Origin of the sequence: Sphingomonas sp. SAFR-052, assembly GCF_051965015.1 — a bacterium.
Taxonomy (GTDB): Bacteria; Pseudomonadota; Alphaproteobacteria; order Sphingomonadales; family Sphingomonadaceae; genus Sphingomonas.
Genome location: NZ_JBQCMO010000005.1, coordinates 307456 through 320959 on the forward strand (window position 1 = coordinate 307456; position 13504 = coordinate 320959).

General features: G+C 67.6%; 13 protein-coding genes. 11 read left to right on the forward strand and 2 right to left on the reverse strand.

All coding sequences use genetic code 11. The annotated features are described in order from the left end of the window. The first annotated feature begins 30 nt into the window (after nucleotides 1–30). From ACTHQV_RS11305 to ACTHQV_RS11315, 3 genes are all read left to right on the forward strand, one after another. Complete coding sequence (locus ACTHQV_RS11305) at nucleotides 31–1980, forward strand: SurA N-terminal domain-containing protein (protein WP_440490340.1); 1950 nt, start codon at nucleotides 31–33, stop codon at nucleotides 1978–1980. Then, nucleotides 1977–3473 carry an anthranilate synthase component I gene (trpE, locus tag ACTHQV_RS11310; RefSeq protein WP_440490341.1) on the forward strand — a complete coding sequence of 499 codons (1497 nt, stop codon included), beginning with the start codon at nucleotides 1977–1979 and terminating at the stop codon, nucleotides 3471–3473. The genes ACTHQV_RS11305 and trpE overlap by 4 nt, the downstream gene beginning before the upstream one ends. Before the next feature lie 161 nt (nucleotides 3474–3634). After that, complete coding sequence (locus ACTHQV_RS11315; protein WP_440490342.1) at nucleotides 3635–4072, forward strand: N-acetyltransferase family protein; 438 nt, start codon at nucleotides 3635–3637, stop codon at nucleotides 4070–4072. 63 nt (nucleotides 4073–4135) lie between these two features. Here the strand turns inward: ACTHQV_RS11315 and ACTHQV_RS11320 are convergent, their stop codons facing one another. After that, nucleotides 4136–4471, reverse strand: a complete 336-nt coding sequence (locus ACTHQV_RS11320; protein WP_242116502.1) for a DUF423 domain-containing protein — start codon at nucleotides 4469–4471, stop codon at nucleotides 4136–4138. 39 nt (nucleotides 4472–4510) lie between these two features. Continuing rightward, nucleotides 4511–5653 (reverse strand): glycosyltransferase family 4 protein, encoded by a 1143-nt coding sequence (locus ACTHQV_RS11325; protein WP_440490344.1) that lies wholly within the window; start codon nucleotides 5651–5653, stop codon nucleotides 4511–4513. A 90-nt stretch (nucleotides 5654–5743) separates the two neighbouring features. On the opposite strand from ACTHQV_RS11325, the gene ACTHQV_RS11330 reads away from it, so the two are divergent. From ACTHQV_RS11330 to ACTHQV_RS11365, 8 genes are all read left to right on the forward strand, one after another. Continuing rightward, entirely contained in the window at nucleotides 5744–5956 is a 213-nt protein-coding gene (locus tag ACTHQV_RS11330; RefSeq protein WP_440490345.1) for a DUF2945 domain-containing protein, read from the forward strand. A gap of 184 nt (nucleotides 5957–6140) precedes the next feature. Beyond that, nucleotides 6141–7511, forward strand: a complete 1371-nt coding sequence (radA, locus tag ACTHQV_RS11335) for a DNA repair protein RadA (protein WP_440490346.1) — start codon at nucleotides 6141–6143, stop codon at nucleotides 7509–7511. 371 nt (nucleotides 7512–7882) lie between these two features. Beyond that, nucleotides 7883–8404 (forward strand): CvpA family protein, encoded by a 522-nt coding sequence (locus tag ACTHQV_RS11340; protein WP_440490348.1) that lies wholly within the window; start codon nucleotides 7883–7885, stop codon nucleotides 8402–8404. A gap of 50 nt (nucleotides 8405–8454) precedes the next feature. Further along, nucleotides 8455–8889, forward strand: a complete 435-nt coding sequence (locus tag ACTHQV_RS11345) for an iron-sulfur cluster assembly scaffold protein (protein WP_440490349.1) — start codon at nucleotides 8455–8457, stop codon at nucleotides 8887–8889. Continuing rightward, entirely contained in the window at nucleotides 8889–10673 is a 1785-nt protein-coding gene (locus ACTHQV_RS11350; protein WP_440490351.1) for a cation:proton antiporter domain-containing protein, read from the forward strand. Before ACTHQV_RS11345 ends, ACTHQV_RS11350 begins: the two co-directional genes overlap by 1 nt. Nucleotides 10674–10758: 85 nt before the next feature. Beyond that, nucleotides 10759–10899, forward strand: a complete 141-nt coding sequence (locus tag ACTHQV_RS11355) for a hypothetical protein (RefSeq protein ID WP_440490352.1) — start codon at nucleotides 10759–10761, stop codon at nucleotides 10897–10899. Continuing rightward, nucleotides 10892–12247 carry a DUF5935 domain-containing protein gene (locus tag ACTHQV_RS11360; RefSeq protein WP_440490354.1) on the forward strand — a complete coding sequence of 452 codons (1356 nt, stop codon included), beginning with the start codon at nucleotides 10892–10894 and terminating at the stop codon, nucleotides 12245–12247. Before ACTHQV_RS11355 ends, ACTHQV_RS11360 begins: the two co-directional genes overlap by 8 nt. After that, complete coding sequence (locus tag ACTHQV_RS11365; protein WP_440490356.1) at nucleotides 12202–13302, forward strand: acyltransferase family protein; 1101 nt, start codon at nucleotides 12202–12204, stop codon at nucleotides 13300–13302. The genes ACTHQV_RS11360 and ACTHQV_RS11365 overlap by 46 nt, the downstream gene beginning before the upstream one ends. The last annotated feature ends 202 nt before the right edge of the window (nucleotides 13303–13504 follow it).

The following is a 13504-nucleotide window of genomic DNA, read 5'->3' on the forward strand; positions in this document are numbered from 1 at the left end:
CTCCTTTCATTCCTCTGATCGGTTGCACGGATGCTCGGTTTCTTCAGGCGCATGACCAAGTCGAAGGTCGGCATCTTCATCGGTCTGCTACTGCTGGTGGTGATCGCCGTCGGGTTCGCGATGGCGGATATCCAGGGTTTGCGTCCCGCATCGATGGGCGGTGCCGGCGCCGCGGTCGCGAAGGTCGGCGATCAGGAGATCAGCGACACGGCGCTGCGCGAGCGGATTCAGAACGACGTGCAGAACGCGGCACAGCGCCAACCCGGGCTGACCGCCGCGCAATATATCGCCGCTGGCGGGTTCGAAGGGTCGCTGGAACGCGCCATTTCGGATTCGGCGCTGATGCAGTTCGCCAGGGATCACGGGCTGGTGGTCAGCGATCGCTATATCGACGGACAGATCGCCAGCCTGCCGGCATTCCAGGGGCTGGACGGCAAGTTCAGCCAGCAGGCGTTCGATCAGGCGCTGGCGCGCGCGCGGATCACGCCGCAGCAGCTGCGCGACGATTTCCGCCGCACCGTGCTCACCCGGATGATGCTCGCCCGTACGATCGAGAACAGCTTCCTGCCGCAGCAGCTGGCGCTGCCCTATGCCTCGCTGTCGAAGGAATCGCGGACCGGACAGGTTGCGATCGTGCCGACCGCCGCCCTGCCCGCCCCGGCGGCGCCGACCGCCCAGCAGTTGCAAGCCTATTACACCGCCAATCAGGGCCGCTACACCATCCCCGAACGCCGCGTGATCCGCTATGCGATCGTCAGCCCGGCGAGCGTCGCGGCACAATCGGCGCCGACCGATGCCGAGATCCAGGCTGCCTACCGCGCCAACGCCGCTCGCTTCGCCCCGTCGCAAACCCGCACCGTGTCGCAGGTCGTCATCGCCGATCAGGCGGCGGCGAACCGCGTTGCGCAGGCGGTGCGCGGCGGCCAGAGCGTTACGGCAGCCGCCGCGCCGCTCGGGCTGGAAGCGGTAACGCTGACCGGCCAGACCCAGGGCCAGCTGGCGGCGCGGACCTCGGCGGATATCGCCAGGTCGGCCTTCGCCGCGAAGCAGGGTGCGGTGATCGGCCCGGTGCGCGCGCCGCTCGGCTTCGTGGTGCTGAAGGTCGATGCGATCACGCAGGTCCCCGGCAAGACGATCGACCAGGCCCGCCCCGAACTCGTCGCCGAACTGACCAAGACCAAGAGCGCGACGGCGCTTGGCGCGGTGCAGGAGAAGATCGACGGCGGCATCACCGACGGCGCGACCTTCGACGAGATCGTCGCGGATGCCAAGCTGACCGCGCAGGCGACTGCCCCGATCACCGCGCAGGGGATCGACCCGATGAAGCCCGGCCAGCCCGACCCGGCGCTGGCACCGATCGTCGAGGCCGGCTTCGCCGCCGAAGCGGGCGACGCGCCGCAGATCGTGCAGACCCAGGCCGACGGCACCTTCGCGCTGGTTGCGACCGGCGACGTGACCCGCGCCGCGCCGCGCCCGCTGGCGGACATCCGCGAGCAGGTGGTCGGCCAGTATCTGAAGGATCAGGCGATGAAGGCGGCGCGGGTGATCGCGCAGCAAATCCTGAACAAGGTCAATGGCGGGATGCCGCTCGGCACCGCCGTCGCGCAGTCGGGTGCCCGCCTGCCTGCGCCCCGCCCGGTGACCGCATCGCGCCAGCAGCTGTCGCAGCTTGGGGCACAGGTACCGCCGGCATTGTCGCTGATGTTCGCGATGGCGCCGAAAAAGGCCCGGCTGACCGCCGCGCCCGACGGTGAGGGCTGGATCGTTGTATATCTGGATTCCATCGCCCGCGGCAACGCAACCACCGACAAGGCGGCGATCACCGGCATCGGCCGCGAGTTGGGGCGGATCAGTGGCAACGAATATGCCGAACAGTTCGTCGAAGCGGTGCGCCGGCAGGTCGGCGTCACCAAGAACGCAGCGGCGATCAGCCGCCTCCGCGGTGAACTGGCCGGGTCGGCCGCGCCCACCGCGCAATGAACGGCGTCGAGGGGGTAGCGGCGGCCCAGGCTGCACTGGCGGCGGGGCGTCCAGCGCTGGTCTGGACGACGCGCGTCGCCGATACCGAGACGCCGGTCGCCGCGGCACTGAAACTGATCCAGCCGGGACGCGGCGACTTCCTGCTCGAATCGGTCGAGGGCGGGTCAGTGCGCGGGCGCTACAGCCTGCTTGGCCTTGCCCCCGATCTGGTGTTCCGGGCTGAGGGGCATGCGGCGGCGATCAACGCGCGGTGGCTGACCGATCGCGCGGCGTTCGTGCCCTGTGCCGAACCGACATTGGCGGCGCTGCGGACGCTGGTCGGGCAGTGCCGAATGGACGTGCCCGGCGCGCTGCCGCCGGCGCTGGCGTGTCTGGTCGGCTATTTCGGGTACGAGACGGTCGGGCTGGTCGAGCAATTGCCCCAGGCGGCCGGGAACGCGCTGGACCTGCCCGACATGATGTTCGCGCGGCCGACGGTGCTGCTGGTGTTCGACCGGTTGTCGGACACACTGTTCGTCGTCGCGCCGGTATGGCCGGGGGCATCGGTCGAGCGCTCGGTCGAACGGATCGAGGCGACCTGCGCCGCGCTCGATGCAGCGACCCTGCCCGCTGCCACCCGGCTGGCCGAAGCGCCGGAGATGGCGCTGACGCCGACGCTGCCGGCGGGTCGTTATGGCGAGATGGTCGCGGCGGCGAAGGAATATATCGCGGCGGGCGATATCTTCCAGGTCGTGCTGGCGCAGCGTTTCACCGCGCCCTTCCCGCTCGAACCGTTCGAACTGTACCGCGCGCTGCGGCGAATCAACCCGTCGCCCTTCCTCTATCATCTCGACCTGCCGGGCTTTGCGTTGACCGGGTCCAGCCCCGAAATCCTCGTCCGGCTGCGCGATGGCGAGGTGACGATCCGACCGATCGCCGGTACGCGGCCGCGCGGGGCCACGGCGGCGGAGGACGAGGCGAACCGGACCAGCCTGCTCGCCGATCCCAAGGAGCGGGCCGAGCATCTGATGCTGCTCGACCTGGGGCGCAACGATGTCGGGCGGGTAGCGGCCACCGGCAGCGTACGGGTGACCGACAGCTATACCGTCGAATTCTACAGCCATGTCATGCATATCGTGTCGAACGTCGTCGGCAGGTTGCGCCCCGATGCGGATGCGCTGGACGCGCTGTTCGCCGGGTTCCCGGCCGGCACCGTATCGGGTGCACCCAAGGTGCGGGCGTGCCAGATCATCGCCGAACTGGAGCGCGAACGGCGCGGTGCCTATGCCGGGGGGGTCGGCTATTTCAGCCCCGACGGGTCGATGGATTCGTGCATCGTGCTGCGCACCGCGGTGGTCAAGGACGGGGTGATGCACGTCCAGTCGGGCGCTGGCATCGTCGCCGACAGCGACCCGGCCTATGAACAGCGCGAGTGCGAGGCGAAGGCCGGCGCGCTGCTGGCGGCGGCGCGCGAGGCGGTGGCGCAGGCGGCAAAGGCCCGTTTCGGACAATAGGCGCGGAAGTTGACGAAGTTTGCGCTACGTTAAGGTTGCGCGGCGTAGTCGTGCGGGCGCAGTTGGCGGGCAAGACGTTGGCTTTGCTCGACTTTGCTGCGGCATAGTGATTCGGCGGACGCGCGGAAGTTGACATGTGCGGGCCGCGAGCGAGGAAGGCCATGGACAATATCCGCCGCGTGACGTTGCAGGATATCGATCGCGTCGTCCCGCTGTTCGACGCCTACCGACAATTTTACGGCCAGGACAGCGACTTAGCGGGCGCGCGCCGGTTCCTGACCGAGCGGACCGAACAGGGGCAGTCGGTGATCCTGATCGCCGGCGACGATACCGGCTTCGCGCAACTTTATCCGAGCTTTTCGTCGGTGCGGATGCAGCCGACGATGATCCTGAACGACCTGTATGTCCGGCCCGAGGCGCGCTGTCGCGGAATCGGCGCGGCGTTGCTGCATGCCGCCTGCGACGTGGCGCGCGACAGCGGAGCGGCGCGCATGTCGCTGTCGACGGCGGTCGACAATAGCGCGGCGCACGCACTGTATGTCCGCGCCGGATGGGAACGCGACGCGCAGTTCCATACCTACGCGATCGCGATCGGGTGACTTTACCGGCGAAAGAGCGGCGCGACGCTAGCGCGGGGCGCCGGTCGTAGGAAAGCGTCCGCGCTACCGCCTGAGCGCGATCCAGCCGAGCCAGAGCCAGCCGATGATCATCGCAAGGCCGCCGAGCGGGGTGATCGGACCCAAAACGCCGCGTGGCCCGCCGAGCGCCATGGCGTAAAGCGACCCGCCGAACAGCAGACCGCCCACGACGAACAGCCAGCCCGGCCCCCGTGCGCCGAGGTTCAGCGCGACCAGCGCGGCAATGGCGTGGGCGAGCTGATATTGGCCGCCGGTCTTGAACCAGTCGACCGCCGGACCGGAGGCGCCATGCGCGCCGAACGCGCCAGCGGCGACGGCCATGGCCCCGGACAGGGCGGCGGCGAGCAGGAGAAGGTTCATCGTCTGGCTCCGGTCAGGGGCTTTGGCGGCGGGCGGCGGCTATCCCCGCACGATCCGCAGATAGGCGTCGAGCACCGCCTGGTTGGCGCGGTCCCATTCATAGTCCTTGGCGTCCTCATGCCCGGCAAGGCCCATGTGCCAGCGCAGATTGGCATCCTCGCACAGCCGGGCGATCGCATCGGCATAGGCGGGCACGTCGCGCGGCGGCACGAGGAAGCCGGTGCGGCGGTCATCGACCAGCCCGACCGCGCCCGATGCGCGCGCGGCGACGACGGGAACGCCTGCTGCCATCGCCTCCAGCGTGACGTTGCCGAACGTCTCGGTGATCGAGGGGTTGAAGAACACGTCCATCGACGCGACGGCACGGCCGAGATCGTCGCCCGCCTGAAAACCGGCGAACACCGCGTGCGGCACCCGTTCGGCGAACCAGTCGCGTGCCGGGCCTTCGCCGATGACGAGGATGCGATGCTTGACGCCGCGCCGCTGCAATTCGGTGGCGACGTCGGAAAAAATGTCGAGGCCCTTTTCCAGCACCAGCCGGCCGAGAAAGCTGACCGCGACCTCGTCATCGCCGATGCCGATCGAGCGGCGCCAGTCGAGATCGCGCATCGCCGGGTTGAAGCGCCGGTGGTCGACGCCGCGCGACCAGATGCCGATCGGACTGGTCACGCCCCAGTCGCGCAGCAGTTCGGCCATGCCGCGGCCGGGCACCATCACCTGATCGGCGCGGTTGTAGAAACGCTTCGACAGGAACAGCGCCAGTGGTTCGAGAAAGCCGATGCCGTAATATTGCGGGTAGGTTTCGAAGCGGGTGTGGAGCGAGGCGAGCGTCGCAGTCCCCCGGTTCCGGCCCCAGCTGAGCGCGCGGTGACCGAGAATGTCGGGGGCGGAGACATGGACGACATTGGGCCGGAACGCTTCGAGATCGGCACGGGTCTTTGCGGTCAGTCCGCGGGCGAGCTTATATTCGCCGCGTCCGCCGGGCAGGCCATAGGCCGGCACGCTGACCAGATCGCCGGTCGGCGGGAAGGCCGGATCGGCAACGGTCGGCGAATAGACGCGCAGCGCGACGTCACGGTCGAGCAGATGCCTGGCAAGGCGGTTCAGCGCCTGGTTCGCGCCGTCGCGGACATAGTTGTAGTTTCCGCTGAACATCGCCACGCGGAGTTGGGAAGCCTTCATCGCCGCGCCATAGCGCGGGTGCGTCCCGTACGCCACCGGAACGCATTACGACCACCGACGGTTGACCGTGCCGGCAACAGGAGTGGGCGAATGAGCGACAGCTACAAGAAGGGCGCAAAGGTTTCGTGGTCGTGGGGCAACGGCACCGCCGAGGGCAAGGTCGAGGAACGATTTGAGAAGCGGGTCCAGCGCACGATCAAGGGCAGCAAGATCACCAAGAACGGGACGAAGGAAAACCCGGCGTACCTGATCGAGCAGGAGGACGGGACCAAGGTGCTGAAGCGCGGGAGCGAATTGGACTGACTCCGTCGATATCCTCCCCGTCACGGGGAGGGGTACCAGCCGCAGGCTGGTGGAGGGGGGTGTCCACGGACGGAACCGTTGCGATCTGGGACGCCCCCCTCCACCACCGCTTCGCGGCGGTCCCCCTCCCCGTGCCGGGGAGGATTTTATTCCCCTTTCGTTCTTGCTCTGCTAGAGCGCTGGCATGGCAAAACCCCAGAAGCGCTATGTCTGTCAGCAATGCGGATCGGTCTCGTCGAAATGGGCGGGACAATGTGCCGATTGCGGCGACTGGAACACGCTGGTCGAGGATGCCGGGGCGGTCGTGACGCCGTTTTCGGCGCGGCACAATCTGCAAAGCGGCGGGCGGCCGATCCTGTTGTCGGGGCTGGATACCGATATCGCCCTGCCCGAGCGGCTGACGACGGGGATCGCCGAACTAGACCGCGCGCTGGGCGGCGGGTTCGTCGAGGGGTCGGCGACGCTGATCGGCGGCGATCCCGGTATCGGCAAGTCCACCCTGTTGTTGCAGGCGGCAGCGAAGCTCGCACTGGCGGGCAAAAGCGTCGCCTATGTATCTGGAGAAGAAGCAGCAGATCAGGTGCGGTTGCGCGCGCGGCGGCTCGGCCTCGGCACCGCGCCAGTGCAGTTGGCGGCGGCGACGTCGGTCCGCGACATTTTGACGACGTTCGGCGGATCGGCGGCGCCCGACCTGCTCATCATCGATTCGATCCAGACGATGCACAGCGACCTGATCGAAGGGGCGCCGGGCACGGTCAGCCAGGTGCGCGCATCGTCGGGCGAACTGATCCGTTTCGCCAAGGAACGCGGCACGGCGGTGGTGCTGGTCGGGCATGTGACCAAGGACGGATCGATCGCCGGCCCGCGCGTGCTGGAACATATGGTCGATACGGTGCTGGCGTTCGAGGGCGAGCGCAGCCACCAATATCGCATCCTGCGCGCGGTGAAGAACCGCTTCGGCGGCACCGACGAAATCGGCGTCTTCGCAATGGAAAGCGAGGGATTGTCCGAGATTTCAAATCCTTCTTCGCTGTTCCTGACCAGTCGTGACGAGAATGTCACCGGCACCGTCGTGTTCCCGGCGCTGGAGGGCACGCGGCCGGTGCTGGTCGAGGTACAGGCGTTGACGGTGCGGCTGGCGTCGGGCGCGACGCCCCGGCGTGCGGTGGTGGGCTGGGACTCCGGGCGGCTGGCGATGATCCTTGCCGTGCTGGAGGCGCGGTGCGGTTTGGCGTTCGCGACTGCCGAAGTCTATCTCAACATCGCCGGCGGGTACCGGGTGACCGATCCGGCGGCGGACCTCGCGGTAGCGGCGGCATTGGTATCGGCATTGTCGGAGCGACCGGTGCCGTCGGACGCGATCGTGTTCGGCGAGATCGCGCTGTCGGGCGAGGTGCGGCCGGTGGCACACGGCGCGTTGCGGCTGAAGGAAGCGGGCAAGCTGGGGTTCGGGCGGGCGTTGGTGCCATCGGCGCAGAGTGCCGAGGGGGGTGCGGTGAAGCTTTCGGGGTTCAAGGATCTGCCGCGCTTCGTGGATTATATGTTGGGGCGGTGAATCCTCCCGGCCTGCGGGGAGGGCCAGCGAAGCTGGTGGAGGGGGATGTCGGCATACGGAACCGCTGCGTTGCGGGGCGCACCCCCTCCACCACCGCTTCGCGGCGGTCCCCCTCCCCGCGGAGCGGGGAGGATTTGGTGGCCGCTCGTGGATATATGTTGGGGCGGTAAATCCTCCCCGCTCGCGGGGAGGGGGACCAGCGAAGCTGGTGGAGGGGGGTGTCCGCATTCGGAGCGGTTGCATGACGTGGCGCTCCCCCTCCACCATGCTGCGCATGGTCCCCCTTCCCCGTGCCGGGGAGGATCTTAGGCGCTCCTCTCACCACCGATGACCCGCTCGACAATTAGCACGCCTCCCGGCATAGCCGCTGCATGGGTCTGACCTCGCTCGACATTGCCGTGCTGCTCACCGTCGGCGGGGCGGCGGTGCTGGGGTTTTTGCGCGGGTTCGTGACCGAGGTGCTGTCGCTCGGCGCATGGGTGCTGGTCGTGCTGGCGCTGAAGCTGTTCCACACGCCGGTCGCCGCCGCGCTGGTCGGGCCGACCGGTACCGCCGGGGGTGCCGCCACCCTCGCCTTCGCATTGATCGCGGGTCTCGGCTATTTCGCCGGGCGGCTGGTCGCCAATGCGATCGGCGCGCGGACGCGGGCGTCGGTGCTGGGGCCGGTCGACCGGGCGTTGGGGTTCGGCTTCGGCGCGCTGAAGGGACTGATCCTGACCAGCCTCGCCTTTCTGTTGTTGCTGCTGGCGGCGGACTTCATCGGCGGGGGGCCGACGCGGCGGCCGCTGTGGATCAAGGACGCGCGGACCTATCCGCTGCTCAACGCCACCAGCGCCAGCGTGGTCGACTTCATCGACCGGCGGCGGCGTGGCGAGCCGGTGTTCGGCGAATAATCGCTGCGATCGACTCGCCAGCGTCACGATCGCGCCCTACATCCGGTCACGTGACCGCCAATCTGTACAACACCGAAATTCTCCGCCTCGCCGCCGAGACCGCGCAGGCCGTCCGCCTGAGCGACCCCCATGCCAGCGTCGAGAAGCGATCGCCGATCTGCGGCAGTCGGGTGACCGTTGATATTACGCTGGGCGAGGATGGCCGAGTGGCAGCGGTCGGCATGCTGGTGCGGGCCTGTGCGCTCGGACAGGCATCGTCGGCGCTGCTGGCGCGCGAGATCGTCGGGCGGAATGCGGCGGAACTGGCCGCGGCGCGCGATGCGCTGACCGCTTGGTTGGCGGGCGAAGGCGACGCGCCCGACTGGCCGGGTTTGACGCTGTTCGAACCGGCCCGGCCGCATAGCGCGCGCCATGCCTCGATCCGGCTGGCGTTCGAAGCGGCGGCCGAGGCGGCGGCGATCGCCGGGCAGCGGGCTGCCGCCTGATGGAGCATGGCACCGCGTCGCTGTTGCACGATTTCGCGCCGCTCTTGGGTGCGGCGCTGATCTTCGTTCTGATCTTCCGCAAATTGGGACTGGGTGCGACGCTCGGCTATCTGGTCGCGGGGTCGGTGGTCGGGCCGCAGGTGCTGGGGCTGGTCGGCAATGCCGAGTCCAAGCTGGCCATCGCCGAACTGGGCATCACGCTGCTGCTGTTCCTCGTCGGGTTGGAACTCAGCCCGTCGCGGCTGTGGAAGATGAAGCGTGACATCTTCGGCCTCGGGCTGATGCAGGTCGTGTTGTGCGGCGTCGCGATCACCGGCGTGGTGTGGCTGGCGACGCATTTCAGCTGGGCGGCGGCGCTGGCGCTGGGCCTCCCGCTGGCGCTGTCGTCGACGGCGCAGGTGCTGCCGATGCTGCAATCGGCGGGGCGGATGAAAACGCCGTTCGGCGAGCGAGCATTCGCGATCCTGCTGTTCCAGGATCTGTCGATCGTGCCGCTCATCACCATCGTTGCCGCGCTGTCGCGCAATCCGGCCGATGCCGGCGGGCCGCCGGGGTGGCAATTGGGGCTGTGGACGATCGGTGCGGTCGCCGGGTTGATCCTTGCCGGGCGGTTCCTCCTCAGGCCGATGTTCCGGCTGATCGGCAATATGGGCGAGCGCGAGATGTTCGTGTTCGCCGGGCTGTTCACCGTGATCGCGAGCGCCGCGGTGATGCAGGCGCTGGGGCTGTCGACCGCGCTGGGCGCGTTCATCGCCGGGGTGATGCTGGCCGACAGCCCGTATCGCCACGAACTGGAGGCCGATGTCGAGCCGTTCCGGTCGATCCTGCTCGGGCTGTTCTTCCTCGCGGTCGGAATGATGCTCGACCTCGGCGCGATCGTCGAGCGGCCGGTGTTCGTGGTCGGCATGGCGCTGGCGCTGATCGCGACCAAGGGGCTGGTAATCTTCGGCCTCGGGCGGCTGTTCGGGATGCCGTGGCGCGGGGCGCTGGCGCTCGGACTGTTGCTGAGCCAGGGCGGCGAGTTCGGCTTCGTGCTGTTCGCGCAGGCGCAGAACGCGTTGCTGATCGCGCCGGAAGCGGCGAGCGTGTTCGGCGCGATCGTCACCCTGTCGATGGCGACCACCCCGTTCCTGATGATGGCGACGCGCAAATTCCGGGCCGAGCCGGAAAAGCGCGAGGGTGGCACGCCCGAGGGGCCGCGGCACGACGGGGCAAGCGCGGTGGTGGTCGGCTATGGCCGGTTCGGGCAGACGGTGGCGCAGATGCTGCTGGCGCAGGGGATCAGCGTCACCGTGATCGATCGCGATGTCGAGATGATCGAGATCGCCGGCAGTTTTGGGATGAAGGTCTATTATGGCGACGGCACGCGTATCGACCTGCTGCGGCTGGCGGGGGCGCAGGACGCCGAACTGCTGCTATTCTGTATCGACGGCGATCCGCTGGACGGCGACGCGATCGCCGCGATCCACCAGGCATTTCCGACGCCGGGCATCTTCGTGCGGGCGTTCGACCGGCGGGCGGTGGTCAGGCTGGCGGGTGCTCCGGTCGAGGGCGTGTTCCGCGAGGTGCTCGATTCGGCAGTGACAATGGCGCGTGCGGCGATGGTATGCGTCGGCGTCGATGACGGCGAGATCGACCGGACCGAGGACCTGTATCGCAAGACCGATGCGAAGCGGCTGATGCAGCAGTCCGAAACCGGCGACCTGCGGCAGGGGCGCGAGATGATCTTCACCCACGCCCGCGTCAGCGCCGCGCCGGGCACTGTCGCCGACGAGGCGGGATAGCGCGCTGGCTCCTGCGTTCCATCGCGCTTAACGTCGCAGCAACCTCGCCGGGTTATGGTGGCGGCGAAGGTGGAAGGGGCGGCGGATGATCGACAATTTCTCGCTGGGGCTGACCCATTTCCTGATGCTACTGGCGGTGTGGCGGTTGTTGCGGCGCGACGATCTGGACCGCGAGGGCGAGCCGGCCAAGGTGCAAGTGCGGCGGAGTCGGCGTCCGGGTGCGTGACCTAGTCTTCGTTGCATTTCTTTGCGCGTTGTTCGCTGCCGGGTTGCGGCGGCCGTTCGTGTTCGTGCTCGGCTATGTCTATATCGACATCGTATCGCCGCAGCGGCTGACCTATATCCTGCTGAATTCGGTGCCGATTTCGCTGATCGCGGCGGGATTGTCAGTCGCGGCGTGGGTGATGGTCGACGACAAGCGCGACACGCGGATCGCACCCCGCCAGCTGCTGATGCTGTCGCTGCTCTGCTATTGCCTGTGGACGACGAAGACCGCCGATTTTCCGGTCGACGCGCAATCCAAATGGGAATGGGTGTGGAAGGCACTGGCGTTCGCGATCTTCCTGCCGCTGACGCTGCGCACCCGGCTGCGCATCGAATCGCTGTTGCTGTTCATGGTGCTGTCGGCAGCGTCGATTATCATCGTCGGCGGGATCAAGACACTGGTATCGGGCGGCGGCTATGGCGAGCTGAACCTGATGGTGTCGAACAATGCCGGGCTGTACGAAGGATCGACGATCTCGACCGTCGCCATCGCGATCATCCCGCTGATCCTGTGGTTCAGCCGGTTCGGCACGGTGTTCGCGCCCGACTGGCGGGTGCGCACCTTCTGTTATGCGCTGGTATTCTCGTGCCTACTGATTCCGGTCGGTACGTCGACGCGGACCGGGCTGCTGTGCATCGGGCTGCTCGGCCTGCTAAGTTTGCGCGACGTCAAGCGGCGGCTGACCTATCTCGCGCTGGCCGGGGCGGCGGGGATGCTGGCGCTGCCCTTCCTACCCTCCGCCTTCACCCAGCGGATGGAGACAATCGGCACCTATCAGGCCGACGCATCGGCTTCGACGCGGCTGGCGGTGTGGGCGTGGACGCTCGATTACGTGCAGCAGAACCCGTTCGGCGGCGGCTTCAACGCATTCCTCCAGAACCGCATCCGCTATGAAAAGGTCGCGGTGGTCGGCGAGGCGGGCAACCGCACCGTCGAGCGCAGTCTCGAGGTCGACAAGGCGCGCGCCTACCACTCCGCCTATTTCGAGATGCTGGGCGAACAGGGCTGGCCGGGGCTGATGCTGTGGCTGGCGATCAATCTGGGCGGGCTGTTGCGGATGGAGGTGCTGCGGCGGCGCTATGCGAAGGCGGATGCGGAGGAGGCATGGGTCGTGCCGCTCGCCGCCGCGCTCCAGAACGGGCACATCGTCTATCTGTTCGGCGCGAACTTCATCGCCATCGCTTTTCAACCTTTCGTCTTCATGCTGATCGGCGCGCAGATCGGCCTCGACACCTATCTGGCGCGCAAACGAACCGAGGCGGCGTGGCGACCGCTGCAGCGGCGCAAGGCGGGGACGATCGCGGCATGAACGAGTTGAAGGCGCTGACCGGTGCGCGCGGCGTCGCGGCATGGTGGGTGGTGTTGTTCCACCTGCGCGGATCGATGGGCGCGCTGCATCCCGCGATCGAATCGGCGATCGCCAAGGGGTATCTGGCGGTCGATTTCTTCTTCCTGCTATCGGGGTTCGTGATCTGGCTGTCATGGGGACAGCGGTTCCGCGAGCGTGGGTTCACCGAAGCCTTGCGGTTCTTGTGGAAACGGATGGCGCGCATTTGGCCGCTGCATTTGTTCGTACTCGGTTGCGCGGTGGTGCTGGCGATCGTGCTGGCGGCCAGCGGGCGCAACATCGATCGCTTCCCCTTCGCCGAACTGCCGCTGCACATCGTGCTGCTGCAAAGCTGGGGCTTGATCGAGCCGCTGGCGTGGAACGACCCGGCCTGGTCGATTTCGGCGGAATCGGCGGCATATCTGCTGTTCCCGCTGCTGGCAGTGACGATCGACTGGCGGCGCGTGCCGAGTTGGGCGCTGGTCACGGTGATCGCGGTGCTGTTGTTCGGATTGCTGCCCTTTGCCGGGCAGGACGGGCTGGGTGCCGATCTCCGACGCTTCGCGGTGGCGCGGTGCGTGATCCAGTTCGCGGCGGGCACCGCGATCGGTGCGCTATGGGTACGCTGGCGGCAGCGCGATGCGATTGCCGGTGGTGCGGTGCTGCTGGCGGGGGCGTTGGTCGTAGGATGGGGGTTGCGGCTGCTGCCCGAGCCTTATGCGCTGCCGCCGGCGCTGGCGTGTCTGTTACTAGCATGCGGCATCCTGTCGAACCGGCGGGCCAATCCGCTGGAATGGTGGCCGATCCACCGGCTGGGCGAGATCAGCTATGCAACCTATCTCGGCCATTTTCTGCTGTGGTTCGTGTTCAAGCTGGCGTTCGTCGCCGATGCGGCGGTGGCACCGGTCTGGGTGCTGGGGCTGTATCTGGTCGCGGTGATCGTGTCGTCCGAGCTGCTGTACCGCGTGGTGGAGCGACCAGCGCAGGGATGGGTCAATCGGTTGTGGGATCGGCGGCGGGTGGCGGTGGAGGTTTGAGACGGAGATTCTACACGCCTTCTTCGTTCGTTCCCGTTCATAATGGTGGGGCCCAGAAACGCAGAAATTATTGCACGGAATCCATCGTGTATCGGTTCTAGTCTGCGCGAGACCTACTCGAAAGTCCCGATCAGAGCCTCATTGCGTACCCCCGCGCAGGCGGGGGTCCAGGGTCCCAAGCGCAAGCCGTTGTTTTGCTTGG